We start from the raw sequence: 19,848 nt of genomic DNA, 5'->3' as shown, positions 1-19,848 counted from the left end.
TGGATGTATTTGTTAAGTAAGTACTAATTTGTTAGAACTTACTTTTTTCTTTCATATACTGAACAAAACTATTAACAAAAAATATAAGAAAGTCTGTTTATCCACATGAGGTGTGAATAAACAAGAACGAATAAGCACATCTTCCCCACTTTGTTCATAACCAATTACAGCTCGTATTTCTTCCGCCTCTTCCAAAATCATAAATTGTGCGTACAACTCATTTATTTTATCATCTTTTTTATTAGCTTGTCCGAAAAAAGAATGTAATCTTTCCACATCTGCTTTCGTAGCAAAATACACTTTCTTCATAATAAATCCCTCCTCATTTTTATATATGAAGAGGGATTTATTAATAGTACTATTTAGAGAATAAAGATGTAAAAGCTTCTACAATAAACAATTTAACTTCTGGCTTTTCTTCTTCCTCTTCTACTTTTACATACTCATTTTGTTTTTCTTGTTTTTTCTCCACAGGTTTCTCCACTTTTTCCACAGTTTTTATTTCTTCTTTACTTACAGGCTGCTCTTCGACTTTTGTTTCATTTTTTACTACTTTCTTTTCAGAAGCTGTTACTTTTTTTACTACTTCCTGCTTTACAGCTTTCGTTTCTTTTACCTTATCTACTTTCTTCTCTTCTTTATCTATTACTTCCTCATCTAGTTGTTTCACCTGCTCCTCTTCAGGAGATTCCGCCTTTACAACGTGCTCTTCTTTTCTTACAGCTGTCCCACTCGAAAAATCTAAGAAACACATTGGTGGAAATAATACACACCACCAGTTCGCCCCTTCACCTTCTCCAATTGTGATTAATACTGCTTCATATTCTCCTGCTGGATAAATAAAATTCCCGTATACCTTTGTAGGAAACTTTACATTCTTACTAAATTTCACTTGAAATGAATCTTTACTTCCTTCTCTTTTTAACGTATTTTCCACCGTTTTCTCGATTTCTGGAATATGACTTTGAATTACTTTGCGTGCCTCTTCAAATGAAGTTAAATCCGCTACCCATCCATCAATTTGTGCTTTTACTTCATCACGCACTTTACGCTTTAATGCCTGGTCTTTATCTGAATCACTATTTGCTAAAATTCTTAATCGAACGGCCTCTTTCGGAATAACTGAAGGCCCTTTCGCATCAGCTTTCATATATCCAAACTGCACAAGTAACTGTGCACCAATTAATAGTATAAGAAGATAAGCAATAACTTGTTTTTTCATTTCCTCCACCGTCCCTTCTACAAACAGTGTGGACAGACTTTCATCTTTCTAAACTATTAAATTTAAAATCTATATGAATTTTTCCACAAAAAAATAGAGTAAGGTGTGAACCTTACTCCATCTCTGCAAATACCATACGATCTTTTCCGTTAATATCGAAAACAACCTCAACATGAGCATGTGGAAAAGCTTGTTGTAACAATCTTTTTACATCCTCACCTTGTCCTACTCCAATTTCAAACGCCACAATCGCTTTCTTCTGCAACACATTCGGCAATTCTTCCATAAAACGGCGATAGAAATCTAATCCGTCTTCACCACCAACAAGTGCTCTCTTCGGCTCATGCTCTTTCACAACAGGAGAAAGACCACGCCAATCCTCTTCCGGTATATATGGAGGATTTGAAACAACAACATCTAGTTTTTGACCCGTTTTATGAAATGGTAACAATAAATCACCGTGATAGAACGTTACTTCTGCACCTAAAGCTTTTGCATTTTCTTTTGCAACTTCAATCGACCCTTGTGCAATATCTACTGTATAAACATGAAGATTTTTATTTTCTAAAGCAAGCGTAATAGAAATCGCTCCACTACCTGTACCTATATCTGCTACATGTAGTTTCTCATCACCAAAATGGCGCTCGATTCTTTCTAATACTCCCACTATAAGCTCTTCTGTTTCCGGTCTTGGTATTAATACTTCTTCATTCACAAAGAAAGACCGTCCATAAAACATTTCATAACCAATCATATATTGAATAGGAATACCTTCTACATGCTTGTGGATAAACTCCGTAAAGCTTTTCTCTTGATCCTCAGTTATTTCTTCACGCATATTCATAAGTAATCCTGTTCTGTTCACCTTTAATACATGACAAAGGACAATTTCTCCCGCATTTTCATCTCGTCCATTTTCCTGTAAAAAAGAAGAAGCCCATTTCAGGGCTTCATAGACACGCATTACTCAGCTGCCTCCATCTTTTGAGCCTGATCTTCCATCACTAAGGCATTGATGAAATCATCTAACTTACCTTGTAAGATTTGATCTAGCTTTTGAATCGTTAAACCGATTCGATGGTCTGTAACACGGTTTTGCGGGAAGTTATACGTACGAATACGCTCTGAACGATCTCCCGTACCAACAGCTTGTTTACGGTTTTGATCATACTCAGCTTGCGCTTCTTGTCTAAACTTATCATAAACACGTGCGCGTAATACTTTCATCGCTTTTTCTTTATTCTTGATCTGTGATTTCTCATCCTGACAAGATACAACTACACCAGTCGGTAAATGCGTTAAACGCACCGCTGACATCGTTGTATTAACGCTCTGTCCACCAGGTCCACTAGAAGCGAATGTATCAACACGAACATCTTTCTCGTGAATATCAATTTCTACTTCTTCTGCCTCTGGTAATACAGCTACAGTTGCTGTAGATGTATGAATACGTCCACCAGATTCCGTTTCAGGAACACGTTGTACACGGTGAGCACCATTCTCGAATTTCAGCTTCGCGAAAGCACCTTTACCATTAATCATAAAGATAATCTCTTTATATCCACCTAACTCTGTATAGCTAGCCTCAATAATCTCCGTTTTCCAGCCCTGTACCTCAGCGTAACGGCTATACATACGGTATAAGTCACCAGCAAATAAAGCTGCCTCGTCTCCACCAGCAGCTCCACGAACCTCAACGATAACGTTCTTATCATCATTAGGGTCTTTTGGAACAAGTAAAATTTTCAGACGCTCTGATAATGTTTTATCTTGTGATTCTAACTCAGAAACTTCTTCTTTTACCATTTCACGCATTTCTGCGTCTAACTTATCTTCTAACATTGCTTTCGCATCTTTTAATTGCTCACGAACATCCTTATACTCACGATACACCTCTACCGTTTCCTGTATATCAGACTGTTCCTTTGAATATTCACGAAGCTTATTCGAATCACTAATAATCGCTGGATCACTTAACAATTCATTTAACTTCTCATAACGATTTTCTACAGCTTGCAAACGATCTAACACATCATTCACCTCTACATCCTAGTATCTAATACAAATAGTATATGGTACTTACTCAAAAAAACGCAAATTATATTTAAAAGCGCAAGCGGCTCGCTCAGAATCGCAGGCCATTGGAGCTCTCGACCTTGAAGCGCTTTTTGCTTCGAGCGAGAGAGCGAAATGGCCGGAGATTCTAGCCGCTGGAGCTAGATAATATATTTAAAAGTGGCGGTGGCTCTTTCAGCTCTGACCAGCTAAGGTTCTTTCGACCTAAAGGTGCTTTTTACCTTTTGGGCGAAAGGTTCTTAGATGCGAAGAGCTAGCCACCAGAACTAGATATATTTAAAAGCACAAGCGGCTCTTTCAGAATCGCAGGCCACTTTCAACTCTCGACCTTGAAGCGCTTTTTGCTTCAAGCGAGAGAGTGAAATCGCCGGAGATTCTAGCCGCTGGAGCTAGATAATATATTTAAAAGTGGCGGTGGCTCTTTCAGCTCTGACCAGCTAAGGTTCTTTCGACCTAAAGGTGCTTTTTACCTTTTGGGCGGAAGGTTCTTAGATGCGAAGAGCTAGCCACCAGAACTAGATATATTTAAAAGCGTAAGCGGCTCACACCGCTCATTCTCTCTATTTTGAAAAAAACCCGCCTTGCGCAGCGAGTTTTACTTATCTTTGTTTGCAGGTACTGCATGACAATGACGACAACGCGGTTCATACGATTCTGAAGCTCCAACTAAAATAATTGGATCATCAAATGCCGCTGGTTCTCCATCAATTAATCTTTGTGTACGACTTGCTGGAGATCCACATACAGAACATACTGCTTGTAGTTTTGTCACATGTTCAGCAATCGCCATCAGCTGAGGAACTTGTCCAAATGGTAGACCACGGAAATCTTGGTCTAAACCAGCTACAATGACACGATAGCCACGATTTGCCAATACTTGCACCACTTCCACAATGTCCCCATCAAAAAATTGCACCTCATCGATTGCAATAACATCCAGCTCTTCTGTAATATGTTCAAATATATCCTTTGAAGCTGAAACAGGAACTGCTTTTACCTTTAATCCGTTATGTGATACTACATCTTCTTCACTATATCGATTATCAATACATGGTTTAAATACAATTGCATGTTGTTTTGCAAATTGCGTACGGCGCACACGGCGGATTAGCTCTTCTGACTTGCCAGAAAACATACTACCGCAAATCACTTCAATCCAGCCATTTTGATTTATTAAGTACATGAAGCTCTCCTTTCATCTACTTTTCAGTTAAAAGTAGGGTAAAGGTATAATATTTTCGCAAAAAAAACAGACAAGCGAATACATACACTTGCCTGTTTTATGTTTTTATTACTTAAGACCGTATTTCTTATTGAAGCGGTCAACGCGTCCGTCTGCAGTAGCAAACTTCTGACGTCCAGTGTAGAATGGGTGAGAATCAGAACTGATCTCAACTTTTAGTAATGGATAAGTGTTACCATCTTCCCACTCAACAGTTTCGTTAGATCCTTTAGTAGATCCGCTTAAGAATTTGAAGCCTGTGTTTGTGTCCATGAATACAACTTTCTTGTAATCTGGGTGAATTCCTGCTTTCATTCTTTTCATCTCCTTCCGCCCTGAATCATTTTCGAAACAGAGTTTTTCATCTTCAGCTGCATACACAACTATATTGATGAAACACATATGATGAAATTATAACAAGGCTAACTTCATTTTGCAACTACCTGTTTTTGTCTTTTGAAATTAAAAGTGTAGACGGCTCGTTTAGCTCTGACTGGCTAAGGTTCTCTCGCACAAAAGGTGCTTTTTACCTTTAGTGCGGGAGGTTCTTAGACACGAAGAGCTAGCCGTCGGAACTAGATACAATTTAAAAGCGCAAGCGGCTCGTTCAGAATGGGAGGGGGATGGAGCTTCTGACGTAGAGGCGCTTTTTGCCTCGTAGGAAGACGCGAAGCCACCGACCATTCTAGCCGCTGGAGCTGGATATTAAATTTAAAGTGGAGGTGGCTCGCTCAGCTCTGACCAGCTAAGGTTCTTTCGCCCTAAAGGTGCTTTTTACCTTTCGGGCGGAAGGTTCTTAGATGCGAAGAGCTAGCCACCGGAACTGGATATTATCTTAAAGTGTAGACGGCTCGCTCAGCTCTGACCAGCTAAGGTTCTCTCACTTATCTCTCTCTTTAATATCACCTAAACAGCATAAAAAACTCGCTTACTATAAAATAAGCGAGTCCTGATTTTTTCCCTTTACTTAGTTGTTACATACCTTTTTGAGTCTGCAACAATGTTTTGTAAAAACTCTTCATTTGTCTTCGTTTGACGAAGCTTACGTAAGAAACTTTCAACGAAGTCTGGTGTATCACGCATTGTTTTACGAATGCCCCATAACTTGTCTAAATGTTCTTTTGGAATTAATAGATCTTCTTTACGTGTACCAGAACGACGAATATCGATCGCCGGGAAGATACGACGTTCAGCTAATGAACGATCTAAGTGAAGTTCCATATTTCCAGTTCCTTTAAATTCCTCGTAAATAACATCGTCCATACGTGATCCTGTATCAACAAGGGCTGTTGCTAAAATTGTTAAGCTACCGCCTTCTTCAATATTACGCGCAGCTCCAAAGAAACGCTTCGGTCTATGGAAGGCAGCTGGATCGATACCACCTGATAATGTTCTACCACTTGGTGGAATAACGAGGTTGTAAGCTCGAGCTAAACGGGTAATACTATCCATTAAAATGATAACATCTTTCTTGTGCTCTACAAGACGCATCGCACGTTCTAACACAAGCTCAGCTACTTTAATATGATTTTCTGGCACTTCATCAAAAGTAGAACTTACAACATCTCCTTTAACAGAACGTTCAATGTCTGTTACTTCCTCTGGACGCTCATCAATTAAAAGTACAATTAATTCTGCTTCCGGATGATTTGTTGTAACACTATGCGCGATTTCTTTTAATAGACTTGTTTTACCAGCCTTTGGAGGCGCAACAATTAAACCACGTTGTCCAAATCCAACTGGTGCGATTAAATCCATGATGCGTGTCGGTAACTTTTTAGGTTCCGTTTCCAATTTCATTTGGCGATCTGGGTATAATGGTGTTAATGCAGGGAAATGCACACGCTCTTTTGCTGAATCTGGATCATCTCCGTTTACAGCTTCAACTTGTAATAACCCAAAATAGCGTTCATTTTCTTTCGGAGGTCGTACTTTACCAGAAACCTTATCTCCATTACGTAAATCGAAACGACGAATTTGCGAAGCTGAGATATAAATATCTTCTGAGCTTGGAGAATAGTTGATAGGACGTAGGAATCCAAATCCTTCTGATTGAATAATTTCTAATACGCCTTCCATGAAAAAGAAACCTTCTTTTTCTGCTCGAGCTTTCAAAATAGAAAAAATTAACTCTTTTTTCGTTAATTTGCTATAATACGAAATCTTAAATTCTTTCGCAAGCTCGTATAACTCTTTTAATTTCATGTTTTCTAATGCTGCAATTGACAAATTCATTCAGACACCACACTTTAACGTTATTCTCTTTTTTCATGGGTAAAGGGAAAAAATACGGAAGGCAAATAATTAATAATGAAAGGCAATAAGTTCAAGTAGGGTAATATTCACTATTGTAACCCTTTTATCTAGTTTTAATCAATACGTTGGAACACAAATACAAGAAGCGAAGACAAGAAAATTTGTCTTCGCTTCTTATTTAATTTAGTTCCAGCTCCGATAGTTAGAAAAGTCGACCATTTTAACCTTTCTGATCGAGCCGCTTCCACCTTTTATTTAATCCAGCTTCAGCAGCTAGAATGGTCGGTGGCTTCACTTCTTCCTACGAGGCAAAAAGCGCCTCTACGTCAGAAGCTCCATCCCCTTCCCATTCTGAACGAGCTGCTTACGCTTTTTATTTAATAACCAAGTTCGGTTTTTTATTTAAGCTATGACGACCATCTACGAAGCGAACTGTGCCTGATTTTGCGCGCATAACAAGGGATTGCGTTGTTCCTACGCTACCTTTAAATTGAACACCGCGTAATAGTTCTCCATCTGTTACGCCTGTTGCTGCAAAGATTGCATCGTCACCTTTTACTAAGTCCTCCATACGAAGGATACGATTAATGTCTTCTATACCCATTTTTTTACAACGCGCTAATTCAGCTTCGTTTTGTGGCAATAGTTTTCCGTGAATTTCTCCACCTAAACATTTTAAAGCAACTGCTGCTAATACACCTTCAGGTGCTCCACCAGATCCAAATAAAATATCTACACCTGTACGATCAAACGCTGTATTAATCGCTCCAGCTACATCTCCATCATTAATCAATTTAATGCGCGCACCAGCTTTACGAATTTCTTCGATAATTTCTTGATGACGTGGACGATTTAAAACTGTCGCTACAACATCTTCAATATCTTTATTTTTCGCTTTCGCAACTGCACGTAAGTTATCAATAATAGGCGCATCAATGTCTACCGCCCCAACTGCTTCTGGGCCAACCGCGATTTTATCCATGTACATGTCAGGGGCATGTAACAAATTACCGTGGTCTGCAATTGCAATAACAGCAAGAGCATTCCAGCCACCAGCTGCTACGATGTTTGTCCCTTCTAAAGGATCAACCGCAACGTCTACACGTGGTCCATATCCTGTACCTAATTTCTCTCCGATATATAGCATTGGTGCTTCATCCATCTCACCTTCACCAATTACAACTGTACCTTTCATCGGAATTGTATCAAATACATCACGCATAGCTGATGTTGCTGCACCGTCTGCCTCATCCTTTTTCCCGCGCCCCATCCAACGCGCTGATGATAAAGCTGCAGCCTCTGTTACACGTACTAACTCCATAGATAAACTTCTTTCCACGATAATCCCTCTCCTTTAAGTCTTTATATTTCTGCCGTATTTTGTGAATCGTGTTTTTCTATAAAGTGTACTTCCGCAAGTAGTGATGCTTCGCTTCCCCCTTGCGGAAGTATCACTTATGCGTTCTTCATTTCTTCAATTTCTTGCTTTGTCATTTGTTCTCGCCAAATGTTTGCTCCAAGCCCTTTAAGCTTGTCCACTATATTCTCATAACCTCGATCAATATGCTCAAGTCCTGTTACTTCTGTAATTCCATCTGCCATTAATCCTGCAATAACAAGTGCCGCTCCTGCTCGTAAATCACTCGCCTTCACTTTTGCACCTTGCAATAATACAGGACCAGTTACAATTGCCGAACGACCCTCTACTTTAATTTGAGCATTCATACGACGTAATTCATCAATGTGTTTGAAACGGGCACCGTAAATTGTATCTGTTACAACTCCCGTCCCGTGCGCCTTTGTTAAAAGCGTCGTAAACGGCTGTTGTAAATCCGTTGGAAAACCTGGATATACAAGCGTTTTGATATCAACTACTTTTAACTTTCTATTACCGTTCACCGTAATTTGATCATCGTTCGTTTCAACTTGAACACCAGCTTCTCTTAGCTTTGCAGTAACTGATTCTAAATGCTGAGGAATAACGTTATCAACCGTTACTTCTCCTCCTGATGCAGCTCCTAGAATCATATACGTACCAGCTTCAATACGATCTGGGATGATAGTATGGTGACAACCATGTAAAGAGTCAACACCATCTATTCGGATTACATCAGTACCAGCACCTTTAATACGTGCTCCCATGCTTGTTAACAATGTAGCTACATCAATGATCTCAGGCTCTTTCGCTGCATTTTCAATAACAGTTCTACCTTTTGCTCGTACAGCTGCTAGCATAATATTAATTGTAGCTCCTACACTAACAACATCTAAATAAATACGTGCCCCGCGTAGCTCATCTGCTCTTAAATAGATGGCACCTTGTTCATTCGTAACATGTGCACCTAGCGCTTCAAACCCTTTAATATGCTGATCAATCGGCCTCGGGCCTAAATGACATCCACCCGGAAGCCCAATAACAGCTTTTTTAAAACGGCCAAGCATTGCACCCATTAAATAATAAGAAGCGCGCAATTTTTTCACTTTTCCATTTGGCAAAGGCATTGCAACCATGTTAGAAGGATCGACTACCATTTCTTCCTCCTGTCCATAAGTTACTTTCCCTCCAATTTCCTCTAGTAAGTCTCCTAACATTTTCACGTCCGAAATATTAGGGACACCACCAATAGTTACTGGAGTATCTGCTAAAATTGTCGCTGGAATTAATGCAACGGCACTGTTCTTTGCACCACTTACTCGAATTGTTCCATTTAAAGCTCTTCCGCCTTCAATTAGCAATTTTTCCATATTGAGCTCCCTTCTTGTGAATGTATTTACTTTCTATCTTTTTATAGAAAGCTCCCCTTAAGAATCTCAATTACTCTTTCCATCCCAAAACTCAATAAATAGGAAACCATTATCTTCATTTCTCCTGTAGCACGAATAGATAAAGATCAACTATTCATCGAATTCACTTTATCAATTTAGATACGTTATCACATTTATTAATAGGACTATGCACATTATTTTCTATTTAAAAACCAAAAATGATAAAATCTTTAGACTTGTTCACGCTTTCATTATACAACGAAAGGAAACCGTCTAAAAGACTAGACGGTTTCCAAAACGGAATTTTATTCTTACGCTTTACCGTTAGAACCGAATTCGCGAATTTTACCAATAACAGTTGCTTTGATAGCGTCGCGGCCAGGTCCGATAAATTTACGAGGATCGTAAACTTCTTGGTCTTTGTTTAATACTTCACGAACAGCTTTTGTAAACTCGATTTGGTTCTCAGTGTTTACGTTGATTTTTGAAGTACCTAAAGAGATAGCTTTTTCGATATCAGCAGTTGGGATACCAGTACCACCATGTAATACTAAAGGTACGCCAGTGAAGTCACGAACTTGTTCCATTTCAGCGAATCCTAAGTTAGGCTCACCTTTGTAAGGACCGTGTACAGAACCTAAAGCTGGAGCTAGGCAATCGATACCTGTTGCTTCAACAAGGTGCTTACACTCTGCTGGGTCAGCGTAAATTACGCCTTCAGCGATTACGTCGTCTTCTTGTCCGCCAACTGTTCCAAGCTCAGCTTCAACAGATACGTTACGAGCGTGTGCGTATTCTACTACTTGTTTAGTAGTTTCAACGTTTTCTTCGAATGGGTGGTGAGAAGCGTCGATCATTACAGATGTGAAACCTGCATCGATTGCTTCTTTACATTTTTCGAAGCTTGAACCATGATCAAGGTGAATCGCTACAGGAACAGTGATGTTCATTTCTTCGATTAAAGCTTTAACCATAGCTACAACTGTTTTGAAACCAGTCATATGACGAGCTGCACCCTCAGATACACCTAGGATTACAGGAGATTTTTCTTCTTCCGCAGCAGCTAAGATAGCTTGAGTCCACTCTAAGTTGTTCATGTTGAATTGACCAACTGCGTATTTTCCTTCTAGTGCTTTGTTTAGCATTTCTTTCATAGAAACTAAAGGCATGGTGAATCCTCCTAAAAAACGTTTTTTGTATCCGATAAGTTCTTATCGCTGGTAGTATGACCAGAATAAGGTAAAATATGTATATCTACATACCGGACTTTTTTCTACACTCAATAGGATAACAACTTGTACTCAAAAACTCAACCGTATTCACCTGCACAATAGTCCATGTAAACGCTTTTTTCCATATTTTTTATAAAAAATTCATTTTTACGCCTCTACAGCGAGCTCATTTCTCACAGCTTGACGAATTTCATCAATATCAAATGGTTTAGCAAAATGCATTAAAGCACCTAAATCTTTTGCTTCTTGGATCATATCAAGCTCTCCATAAGCAGTCATTAAAATTACTTTAATACTCTCATCAATTTCTTTTACATGCTTTAAAATCTCTATACCATCCATGCCTGGAATTTTCATATCTAACACTACTAAATCTGGATTATCTTTTTTCACGATATCTAAAGCTTGAAATCCATTTGCTGCTTGGAATGTCTGATAACCTTCTTTTTGGAACACTTCATGTAATAGCACACGAATCCCATATTGATCATCAACGATTAAAATTTTACCTTCCATAATTCCCAACCTTTCTGTGTAAGTACAAGATTTAAAGCTTCTTATATCTTAACGATTTATTTTCGCTATTCTTTGGCAAATTCCTTCCTATTCTTTCTTATTTTACCGTTTCCTATTTTGTTATGCTACCCTACGATTTCACCTTTCTAAAAAAATAAACTATAATGAAAGCCGGCAAACACGTACGAAGGGAGTAACATTATGTTAAAAATTTTTTCAACTCAATTAAGTGGTTATTTCTCCAGAGTTTCTCAAAAAGAAGAAATGAATATAGAAGATAGTGCTCGTTTACTTGCTCAAGCACTAGTTGGCGATGGTTTCATTTATTTACATGGTACAAATGAAATGGAAGGCGTTGTTGCCGAGGCACTATTCGGTGCTGAACCAATGAAGCAAGCAAAACGCTTATTTGAAAATGGTAAAGAAGCAGAAGTAACCTCTGCGGATCGTGTACTTCTTATTAGCCGTTTTTCAACAGATGAAGCGATTGTAGAAATTGCAAAAAGACTACAAGCAGATGGACACTCTATTGTCGGCATTTCTGCTCTTCAAGAAGGTACGGAATCACTCGAAAGATATACAGACGTACATATTGATACAAAACTGTTAAAAGGTCTTATTCCAGACGATGAAGGTAATCGCTACGGATTCCCAAGTTTAATAGTAGCTTTATTTGCTTATCACGGAATCAAATTTACAATCGATGAAATGTTAAATGAATATTAAAAAAGCGCCTTATTTCAGGCGCTTTTTTTATTACTTGCTCTCTTTATTCGTAATAGAAGCTCTTACGAAGTCATGGAACAATGGTTGTGGACGGTTTGGACGAGAAACAAGTTCTGGGTGGAACTGTGCTGCCACGAACCAAGGGTGGTCTTTTAATTCAATGATTTCAACTAGACGGCCGTCTGGGCTTGTACCAGAGAATACAAATCCTTCTTTTTCCATATCCGGACGGAACTGGTTGTTGAACTCATAACGATGACGATGACGCTCATATACAACCGGCTCATTATAAGCATTGTAAGCATTTGTTTCTTCAGCAAGCTTACATGGGTATAGACCAAGACGAAGTGTACCACCTAGGTCCTCTACATCTTTTTGTTCTGGTAATAAGTCGATGATTGCATATGGTGTGTCAGGGTTGATTTCAGAAGAGTTAGCACCTTCTAAACCTAATACATTACGTGCGAATTCGATTGATGCAAGTTGCATACCTAAGCAAATTCCTAAGAATGGAACTTTGTTTTCACGAGCATATTGAATCGCAACGATTTTACCTTCTACACCACGATCGCCGAAGCCACCTGGTACAAGGATACCATCTGTATCGCCAACTAATTCTTTTACGTTTTCTGCTGTTACGTGCTCAGCATTTACCCATTTTACTTCTACATCTGTGTCGAATGAGTAACCAGCATGACGAAGTGCTTCTACAACAGAAATATAAGCATCTTGAAGTTCTACATATTTACCAACAAGAGCGATTTTTGTTTTCTTAGAAAGATTACGCACTTTGTTAACTAGCGCAGTCCACTCTGTCATATCTGCAGCTGGATTGTCTAATTTTAAGTGATCACAAACGATTTGGTCCATGTTTTGTTCTTGAAGAGATAATGGAACCGCATATAAAGTATCTGCATCGCGAGCTTCGATAACTGCTTTTGTATCGATGTCACAGAATAATGCAAGCTTGTCTTTCATATCTTGAGAAACAGGCATTTCTGTACGAACAACGATAATGTTTGGTTGAATACCTAAGCTACGAAGTTCTTTAACACTATGTTGTGTTGGTTTTGTCTTCATTTCACCCGCTGCTTTTAAGTACGGGATTAACGTACAGTGAATGTACATTACATTGTCACGACCGATGTCGCTCTTAATTTGACGGATTGCTTCTAAGAATGGTAGAGACTCGATGTCACCAACAGTTCCACCGATTTCTGTAATAACAACATCCGCATTTGTTTCACGACCAGAACGATATACGCGTTCTTTAATTTCGTTAGTAATATGAGGAATAACTTGAACTGTTCCTCCTAAATATTCACCGCGACGCTCTTTTTGAAGAACTGAAGAGTAAATTTTACCTGTTGTTACGTTGCTGTATTTGTTTAAGTTAATGTCGATGAAACGCTCATAGTGACCAAGGTCTAAGTCAGTTTCAGCGCCATCATCTGTTACGAATACCTCACCGTGTTGGTATGGGCTCATAGTCCCTGGGTCTACGTTAATGTATGGATCAAACTTTTGAATCGTTACGTTTAAACCACGATTTTTTAAAAGTCTTCCAAGAGATGCTGCTGTAATACCTTTTCCTAAAGACGATACTACACCGCCTGTTACAAAAATATACTTAGTCATGAAAAAGCTCCCTTCTACTCTGTTGTTATATAATCACCGTTGCAAAGCGCAACGTATGTAGATAACACTGTATCCATCTTATTGTTAGACTCTTTTTATTTTCTAAACAAAAAACAAAAAAGAAAATTGCTCCCCTCATCACAAAAAGTAATAAGTAGGGAGCAATTTTCTTTTATATTTACACTTTAAAAGTATTATCGTCCTTTTTTAAAGAGCCCAAAAATGATTCTACATGGACGATAATGAAAAGTCAAGAACTACAGTTCTTCCTCTTCTTCTTCTTCAGTTTCATCATACTCAAGTTCTTCTTCGGCGAAGTCGTCATCATCTTCATCTAAATCATCAAGATCATCGTCATCTCCGTCTTCATCTTCAAGAACCTTGTCCAAATCTTCTACATCATCATCTTCATCTTCAGTTATGTCTGCATCGTCGAAGTCTTCATCTTCTTCAATGTAGTCGTCAAAACCGTCTTCTTCAACTTTACGTTTCTTCTTCGGTTTTGGTTGAGGCAAGATTTCTTCATCAATTTGCTCATATGGGTACCAGCTGCGTAGCCCCCAACGATTTTCTCCTAAATTAATGAAACGTCCATCGATGTTTAAGTCTGTATAAAATTGTGCGATTTTCGCATTAACTTGCTCTTGAGATAGTCCCAGCACTTGAGCGATTTCTTGAACCAACTCGTTGAATGTCGTTGCTTGTTTTTTATCCCCTAAAACGCTATGTACAACTTCAATCATTGAACATTCTTTTAGCTCTTCTGGTGAATATTGCTTAAAATCCACTTATGCGGCACTTCCTTTCATCAAATATAATCTTATATATAACGGCCTGCTTAAAAAAATCCATACTATTCATTATAAACAAAAGTCGCACAAATATGCTACAAAAAAACGGGAAACTTTTATAGGGTAGTAAAATTATAATTTGTCTGTTCCTTATTTCGGAAGCATATGGGCCCCTTGCAATACATACCTAATTTGCATTTCTGTATATTCTTCGAGCGTATACAGTTTTTGCAGCGCCCAGCGTCTAAATCCCCACATCTGTCCTTGTATAAAAATATTATGCGCAAGAAGCTGTATTTCTTTTTTATTTAATGTAAATGTTCCATTTTCCGTACACTGTTCTAAAATATTCTCGAACATTCCTACCATTTGAAACTCCTTTTCTAATACATATGGGAGTGATTCTTTCGGTAAAAAGCGTACCTCTTGATACATTATTAATACTTCTTCCTGCAATTCGTCCATCACTTTAAAATAATTCGTTATCGCTATCTTTAAACTTTCTACACTTCCTTTTTCTGTACAAACTACTTCCTCTAATCTTTCTTTTACATGTTCATAAATACTATCACAAACTAAATACAAAACATCGTCTTTTGTACGAATGTATTCATAAAGCGTTCCAATACTAAATCCAGCCGCTTTTGCAATTTCTCTCGTTGTTGTACGCGGAAATCCTTTTTGTTTAAACAGTTGCACCGCACCTTTAATCATTTGTTCACGTCTTAACGCGACTAATTTTTCATCTTTCACCGATGCATGTACATTATGTTTAACCATTCCCTTCACCTCTCTCTATTATTTTTTGGAAGGAAAAAGCGTAGGAAAATACCTACGCTTTCGTTCCTACTTCGTTAACATACGAGAAATTACAAGCCTCTGAATCTCTTGTGTTCCTTCATATATTTGTGTAATCTTTGCATCTCGCATATAACGCTCTACTGGATAATCTTTCGTATAACCGTAACCACCAAATACTTGCACCGCTTCAGTCGTCACCTTCATAGCTGCATCGCCTGCAAATACTTTTGACATCGCTGATTCTTTTCCATACGGAAGCCCTTCTGATTCAAGCCAAGCCGCTTGATATGTTAAAAGGCGTGCTGCTTCTACATCTGTTGCCATATCCGCAAGTTTAAAGCCAATCCCTTGCTGCGCCGCAATTGGTTTTCCAAACTGATGGCGCTCCCTTGCATATTCTACAGAAGCATCTAAAGCCCCTTGTGCAATACCAACAGCTTGCGCCGCAATACCGTTACGACCTCCATCTAATGTTTGCATCGCAACTTTAAACCCTTGCCCCTCTCCTCCAAGTAGATTCTCTACAGGAATACGGCAATCTTCAAACATAATTTCAGTCGTTGGTGAAGAGCGAATCCCTAGCTTGCTCTCCTTCTTCCCAACTGAAAATCCCGGTGTATCACTTTCTACAATAAATGCACTCGTACCGCGCTGCTTCGATTCAGGATCAGTTAGTGCAAAAACAACATAAATATCAGCAATACCACCATTAGTGATAAATATTTTTGATCCATTTAATACATAATGGTCTCCATCTCTTTTAGCAATCGTCTTCATTCCACCAGCATCCGATCCAGATCCTGGTTCCGTTAAGCCGTATGCACCAATTTTCTTCCCTTCAGCCATCGGTCGTAAAAACTTTTGCTTTTGCTCTTCCGTCCCAAATTTAAAAATTGGCCATCCCGCAAGTGAAGTATGCGCGGACAGTGTTACACCTGTTGAAGCACAAACGCGAGATAATTCTTCAATAGCGATTACGTATGCTAAGTAATCGCTTCCAATTCCGCCGTACTCTTCAGGCCATGGAATACCAGTTAAACCAAGCTCTGCCATTTGATCAAATAACTCTCGATCAAATCGCTCTTCTTCATCACGCTCAGCTGCTGTTGGTGCCACTTCATTTTTAGCAAAATCTCGAACCATTTTTCTTATCATTTCATGTTCTTCTGATAGTTTAAAATGCATCTCCGTCTCCCCCTCGCCCTTTTATAAAGCACGGCTAATAACAAGTTTCTGTATTTCACTTGTTCCTTCATATATTTGCGTGATTTTCGCATCACGGAAAAATCGTTCTACTGGATAGTCTTTCGTATAACCGTAACCACCAAATACTTGCACCGCCTCAATCGCGACTTCAACCGCTGTCTTAGAAGCAAATAATTTCGCAATAGATGCTTCTTTACCGCATGGTAATCCTTGTGCCCTAAGAGATGCCGCTCTATATACGAGTAACCTTGCTGCCTCGACACTTGTTGCCATATCTGCAAGCTTGAAGCCAATCCCTTGCTGCGCCGCAATTGGCTTCCCGAATTGCTCTCTTTCTTTTGCATAATCAATTGCACAGCCAAGCGCCGCTTCAGCAATTCCTAAAGCCTGCGCACCGATTCCAATTCGCCCAACATCTAAATTCGCCATCGCCACTTTGAATCCTTGTCCTTCTTCCCCAAGTAAATTCTCAGCTGGCACTTTCATATCTTCAAAAGTAAGTTGTACTGTACGAGAACCGAGAAGTCCCATCTTATGTTCATCTTTTCCAATGATTAAACCCGGTGTATCTTTCTCTACTATAAATGCAGAAATACCACTTTTTCCTGCCTCTGGATTTGTAGAAGCGAATACAATGTATGTACTCGCTTCACCACCATTTGTAATAAACACTTTCGATCCATTAATAATATAATGATCACCTTTTTTCACAGCTCTTGATTTCAAACTCCCTGCATCTGATCCTGCATTTGGCTCTGTTAAAGCAAATGCACCTAAATATTCCCCGGTTGCAAGTTTAGAAACATATTTTTTCTTCTGTTCTTCTGTTCCAAAATATAAAATCGGATTCATTCCAACTGACGTATGTACAGCTAAAATTACACCAACTGTTGCACTTACCTTTGAGATTTCCTCAATTGCTAGAATGTAAGAAATAAAGTCCATTTCTGCCCCACCGTATTTTGCAGGCGCTGGAATACCCATTAATCCAAGCTCACCCATCTTTTGCAAAATCTCTTTCGGGAACACCCCTTGTTCCATACTAGGAACAAAGGGAGCTATTTCCTTCTGTGCAAAATCCCGAACCATTTTCCTCATCATTTGCTGCTCTTCATTAAAACGAAAGTTCATATATTCCGCCTCCATTTGCTATATATCCTTTAAATAATTTGGTAAGACCACTATGTTGTAACAAAGGGGGCATTTATTCGTAAACGTAGAATCCACGACCTGTTTTACGCCCTAACCATCCTGCATTCACATACTTACGTAATAATGGACATGGGCGATATTTACTATCTCCTAATCCTTCATGCAACACTTCCATAATGTATAAACACGTATCTAAACCGATAAAATCAGCGAGTGTCAAAGGCCCCATCGGATGGTTCATACCAAGCTTCATGACTTCATCAATTGCTTCTTTCGTCGCTACACCTTCATATAACGTATAAATTGCTTCGTTAATCATCGGTAGTAAAATGCGGTTTGATACAAAACCTGGGAAATCATTCACTTCAACTGGTACTTTCCCAATTTTTTTCGTAATATCTTCAATTGCTTCATATACCGCATCATCGGTAGCCAAACCACGAATAATCTCAACAAGCTTCATAACTGGGACTGGATTCATAAAGTGCATACCGATTACTTTTTCCGGACGCTTCGTTACCGCTGCAATTTCTGTAATTGGCAGAGATGACGTATTCGTCGCTAAAATTGCGTGTTCTGGAGCAATTTCATCTAGATTCGCAAAGATTTTCTTTTTAATATCCATTTTCTCAACAGCTGCTTCAATAATAAGATCCGCTTCTTTCACACAATCTAAATCAAGCGTTACTGTAAGACGATTTAATGTCGCTTCCTTCTCTTCTTCCTTCATGCGTCCTTTTTCTACTTGGCGCGCTAAGTTTTTCGTAATGATAGCCATTCCTCTATCTAATTGCTCTTGCTTTAAATCTTGTACCTTCACGTCATATCCTGCCATTGCACATACTTGTGCAATTCCTGATCCCATTTGCCCTGCACCAATTACAACAATGTTTTGTACACCCATTTTTTCTTCCCCCTTAATTGTTAATAAATTTTATACCCTCGAACTTTAATTAGTGAACTTCAATCATCACTGCGTCCCCTTGACCGCCACCGCTACAAATCGAAGCAATTCCAATTCCGCCGCCGCGCTGCTTAAGTGCATGGATTAGTGTAACGATAATGCGCGCTCCGCTTGCTCCAATTGGATGTCCCATCGCTACCGCGCCGCCATTTACATTCAATTTTTCCGGATCAATTCCTGCGATTTCTGTACTTGCAATTGCTACCGCTGCAAATGCTTCATTAATCTCGAATAAATCGATGTCTTCAATTTTCTTGCCTGTTTTTTCAAGCAATGCGTTAATTGCATAACCTGGCGTTCTTGGGAAATCTTTAGATTCCACTGCAATTGCTGTATGTGCCAAAATTGTCGCTAATGGCTTTCTTCCTTCTTGCTTCGCTCTGTCTTCGCTCATTAATACAAGTGCGGCACCACCATCATTTAGTCCCGGCGCATTACCAGCTGTCACCGTCGCTGTCTTATCAAATACAGGTTTTAACTTTGCTAACTTTTCAATCGTTGTATCTTCACGTGGCGCCTCATCCTTTGCAACGACAATAGGATCGCCTTTTCTTTGCGGAATCGTTACTGGCACGATTTCCTCTTCAAAACGCCCTTCTTTATGCGCTGAAACCGCACGCTGATGGCTACGATATGCCCATTCATCTTGCGCTTCGCGAGAAATTCCATCTTCCTTCGCAACTTCTCCACCGTAAACACCCATGTGTGTACCTGAAAATGCGCATGTTAAACCGTCAGCAATGTTTAAATCAACAACTTCGTTGTTACCCATTCTGTATCCCCATCTTGCTCCGCGTAAAATGTAAGGACTGTTACTCATCGACTCCATACCGCCGGCTACAATCAGTGATTGATCGCCAGTACGAATAATCTGATCCGCTAACGTAACCGCACGAAGTCCTGATGCACAAACTTTATTCACTGTTTCCGTCTGCACTTCCCAAGGGATTCCAGCAGCCCTCGCAGCTTGGCGCGATGGAATTTGCCCCTGTCCACCTTGAATAACCGTTCCAAATATAACTTCTTCAACATCACTAGCCGCAACATTTGCTCTTTCAAGCGCTGCTTTAATTGCAATTCCTCCAAGTTCCGTCGCTTTTACATCTTTTAAAGATCCTCCAAATTTTCCAACTGGTGTTCTTGCAGCACTTAAAATAACTGTTTTACTCATGTTTCTTTCCCCCATTTCATTTTTTAACACTGAGCGCTCGCTCGGTATCCCTACGTTGAGAAGAGGTGCAATCATTGCACCTCTTTCTAAAGTTGTATACATTCTTACA

18 protein-coding genes and 1 pseudogene are annotated in these 19,848 nt (G+C 39.2%); 1 reads left to right on the top strand and 18 read right to left on the bottom strand.

Annotated features, from left to right (window positions below; all coding sequences use genetic code 11):
• Positions 1 to 40: 40 nt before the first annotated feature.
• The 11 genes and pseudogenes from HMPREF1014_RS21520 to spo0F all read right to left on the bottom strand — a co-directional run.
• Positions 41 to 309, bottom strand: a pseudogene (locus HMPREF1014_RS21520) (GNAT family N-acetyltransferase); the annotation flags it as partial.
• Between the two features lie 49 nt (positions 310 to 358).
• A complete protein-coding gene (spoIIR, locus tag HMPREF1014_RS21515; protein ID WP_000745063.1) occupies positions 359 to 1,222 on the bottom strand; it encodes a stage II sporulation protein R in 864 nt (287 codons plus the stop codon).
• A 112-nt stretch (positions 1,223 to 1,334) separates the two neighbouring features.
• Positions 1,335 to 2,186, bottom strand: a complete 852-nt coding sequence (prmC, locus tag HMPREF1014_RS21510) for a peptide chain release factor N(5)-glutamine methyltransferase (protein WP_001267057.1) — start codon at positions 2,184 to 2,186, stop codon at positions 1,335 to 1,337.
• Positions 2,186 to 3,253 carry a peptide chain release factor 1 gene (gene prfA / locus HMPREF1014_RS21505; protein WP_000887064.1) on the bottom strand — a complete coding sequence of 356 codons (1,068 nt, stop codon included), beginning with the start codon at positions 3,251 to 3,253 and terminating at the stop codon, positions 2,186 to 2,188. Before prfA ends, prmC begins: the two co-directional genes overlap by 1 nt.
• A gap of 640 nt (positions 3,254 to 3,893) precedes the next feature.
• Positions 3,894 to 4,481, bottom strand: a complete 588-nt coding sequence (locus HMPREF1014_RS21500) for a thymidine kinase (protein ID WP_000280859.1) — start codon at positions 4,479 to 4,481, stop codon at positions 3,894 to 3,896.
• A gap of 108 nt (positions 4,482 to 4,589) precedes the next feature.
• Positions 4,590 to 4,835: a type B 50S ribosomal protein L31 gene (locus tag HMPREF1014_RS21495; RefSeq protein ID WP_000643433.1), complete on the bottom strand. Its 246-nt coding sequence runs from the start codon at positions 4,833 to 4,835 to the stop codon at positions 4,590 to 4,592.
• A gap of 648 nt (positions 4,836 to 5,483) precedes the next feature.
• Complete coding sequence (rho, locus tag HMPREF1014_RS21490; protein ID WP_001053903.1) at positions 5,484 to 6,755, bottom strand: transcription termination factor Rho; 1,272 nt, start codon at positions 6,753 to 6,755, stop codon at positions 5,484 to 5,486.
• 394 nt (positions 6,756 to 7,149) lie between these two features.
• Positions 7,150 to 8,115 carry a class II fructose-bisphosphatase gene (gene glpX, locus HMPREF1014_RS21480; protein WP_000442340.1) on the bottom strand — a complete coding sequence of 322 codons (966 nt, stop codon included), beginning with the start codon at positions 8,113 to 8,115 and terminating at the stop codon, positions 7,150 to 7,152.
• 116 nt (positions 8,116 to 8,231) lie between these two features.
• Complete coding sequence (murA, locus tag HMPREF1014_RS21475; protein ID WP_000413254.1) at positions 8,232 to 9,521, bottom strand: UDP-N-acetylglucosamine 1-carboxyvinyltransferase; 1,290 nt, start codon at positions 9,519 to 9,521, stop codon at positions 8,232 to 8,234.
• A 332-nt stretch (positions 9,522 to 9,853) separates the two neighbouring features.
• Complete coding sequence (locus HMPREF1014_RS21470) at positions 9,854 to 10,711, bottom strand: class II fructose-bisphosphate aldolase (protein WP_001131855.1); 858 nt, start codon at positions 10,709 to 10,711, stop codon at positions 9,854 to 9,856.
• A gap of 210 nt (positions 10,712 to 10,921) precedes the next feature.
• A complete protein-coding gene (gene spo0F, locus HMPREF1014_RS21465) occupies positions 10,922 to 11,290 on the bottom strand; it encodes a sporulation initiation phosphotransferase Spo0F (protein ID WP_000398594.1) in 369 nt (122 codons plus the stop codon).
• A 201-nt stretch (positions 11,291 to 11,491) separates the two neighbouring features.
• Between spo0F and HMPREF1014_RS21460 the strand changes: the two genes are divergently transcribed.
• Entirely contained in the window at positions 11,492 to 12,016 is a 525-nt protein-coding gene (locus HMPREF1014_RS21460) for a DUF2529 domain-containing protein (RefSeq protein WP_000912401.1), read from the top strand.
• Positions 12,017 to 12,046: 30 nt separating this feature from the next.
• Here the strand turns inward: HMPREF1014_RS21460 and pyrG are convergent, their stop codons facing one another.
• The 7 genes from pyrG to HMPREF1014_RS21425 form a co-directional block, all read right to left on the bottom strand.
• Complete coding sequence (gene pyrG, locus HMPREF1014_RS21455; protein WP_000170460.1) at positions 12,047 to 13,654, bottom strand: CTP synthase; 1,608 nt, start codon at positions 13,652 to 13,654, stop codon at positions 12,047 to 12,049.
• A gap of 257 nt (positions 13,655 to 13,911) precedes the next feature.
• Positions 13,912 to 14,442: a DNA-directed RNA polymerase subunit delta gene (rpoE, locus tag HMPREF1014_RS21450; RefSeq protein ID WP_000346284.1), complete on the bottom strand. Its 531-nt coding sequence runs from the start codon at positions 14,440 to 14,442 to the stop codon at positions 13,912 to 13,914.
• 153 nt (positions 14,443 to 14,595) lie between these two features.
• The gene (locus HMPREF1014_RS21445; protein WP_000238605.1) at positions 14,596 to 15,225 is read right to left on the bottom strand and encodes a TetR/AcrR family transcriptional regulator; all 630 of its coding nucleotides are present in this window, start codon (positions 15,223 to 15,225) and stop codon (positions 14,596 to 14,598) included.
• Positions 15,226 to 15,291: 66 nt separating this feature from the next.
• On the bottom strand, positions 15,292 to 16,431 hold the full coding sequence (gene acdA / locus HMPREF1014_RS21440; RefSeq protein WP_000545549.1) for an acyl-CoA dehydrogenase AcdA: 1,140 nt from the start codon (positions 16,429 to 16,431) through the stop codon (positions 15,292 to 15,294).
• A 21-nt stretch (positions 16,432 to 16,452) separates the two neighbouring features.
• Entirely contained in the window at positions 16,453 to 17,583 is a 1,131-nt protein-coding gene (locus tag HMPREF1014_RS21435) for an acyl-CoA dehydrogenase (RefSeq protein WP_001011179.1), read from the bottom strand.
• Positions 17,584 to 17,656: 73 nt separating this feature from the next.
• Positions 17,657 to 18,508, bottom strand: a complete 852-nt coding sequence (locus HMPREF1014_RS21430; protein WP_000538880.1) for a 3-hydroxybutyryl-CoA dehydrogenase — start codon at positions 18,506 to 18,508, stop codon at positions 17,657 to 17,659.
• A 49-nt stretch (positions 18,509 to 18,557) separates the two neighbouring features.
• Positions 18,558 to 19,841: an acetyl-CoA C-acetyltransferase gene (locus HMPREF1014_RS21425; protein WP_009327427.1), complete on the bottom strand. Its 1,284-nt coding sequence runs from the start codon at positions 19,839 to 19,841 to the stop codon at positions 18,558 to 18,560.
• Between the last annotated feature and the right edge of the window lie 7 nt (positions 19,842 to 19,848).

This window comes from Bacillus sp. 7_6_55CFAA_CT2, from assembly GCF_000238655.1.
In the GTDB taxonomy this organism is placed as follows: domain Bacteria; phylum Bacillota; class Bacilli; order Bacillales; family Bacillaceae_G; genus Bacillus_A; species Bacillus_A cereus.
Note: the sequence above shows the minus strand (reverse complement) of the source record. Positions and strands in the feature narration are given on the sequence as shown.

Excerpts from the sequence above, each read along its gene's own strand:
- spoIIR (WP_000745063.1), bottom strand. The coding sequence starts at position 1,222 with ATGAAAAAACAAGTTATTGCTTATCTTCTTATACTATTAATTGGTGCA.
- prmC (WP_001267057.1), bottom strand. The coding sequence starts at position 2,186 with ATGCGTGTCTATGAAGCCCTGAAATGGGCTTCTTCTTTTTTACAGGAA.
- HMPREF1014_RS21500 (WP_000280859.1), bottom strand. The coding sequence starts at position 4,481 with ATGTACTTAATAAATCAAAATGGCTGGATTGAAGTGATTTGCGGTAGT.
- HMPREF1014_RS21495 (WP_000643433.1), bottom strand. The coding sequence starts at position 4,835 with ATGAAAGCAGGAATTCACCCAGATTACAAGAAAGTTGTATTCATGGAC.
- rho (WP_001053903.1), bottom strand. The coding sequence starts at position 6,755 with ATGAATTTGTCAATTGCAGCATTAGAAAACATGAAATTAAAAGAGTTA.
- murA (WP_000413254.1), bottom strand. The coding sequence starts at position 9,521 with ATGGAAAAATTGCTAATTGAAGGCGGAAGAGCTTTAAATGGAACAATT.
- HMPREF1014_RS21470 (WP_001131855.1), bottom strand. The coding sequence starts at position 10,711 with ATGCCTTTAGTTTCTATGAAAGAAATGCTAAACAAAGCACTAGAAGGA.
- spo0F (WP_000398594.1), bottom strand. The coding sequence starts at position 11,290 with ATGGAAGGTAAAATTTTAATCGTTGATGATCAATATGGGATTCGTGTG.
- HMPREF1014_RS21460 (WP_000912401.1), top strand. The coding sequence starts at position 11,492 with ATGTTAAAAATTTTTTCAACTCAATTAAGTGGTTATTTCTCCAGAGTT.
- pyrG (WP_000170460.1), bottom strand. The coding sequence starts at position 13,654 with ATGACTAAGTATATTTTTGTAACAGGCGGTGTAGTATCGTCTTTAGGA.
- HMPREF1014_RS21445 (WP_000238605.1), bottom strand. The coding sequence starts at position 15,225 with ATGGTTAAACATAATGTACATGCATCGGTGAAAGATGAAAAATTAGTC.
- acdA (WP_000545549.1), bottom strand. The coding sequence starts at position 16,431 with ATGCATTTTAAACTATCAGAAGAACATGAAATGATAAGAAAAATGGTT.
- HMPREF1014_RS21435 (WP_001011179.1), bottom strand. The coding sequence starts at position 17,583 with ATGAACTTTCGTTTTAATGAAGAGCAGCAAATGATGAGGAAAATGGTT.
- HMPREF1014_RS21430 (WP_000538880.1), bottom strand. The coding sequence starts at position 18,508 with ATGGGTGTACAAAACATTGTTGTAATTGGTGCAGGGCAAATGGGATCA.
- HMPREF1014_RS21425 (WP_009327427.1), bottom strand. The coding sequence starts at position 19,841 with ATGTATACAACTTTAGAAAGAGGTGCAATGATTGCACCTCTTCTCAAC.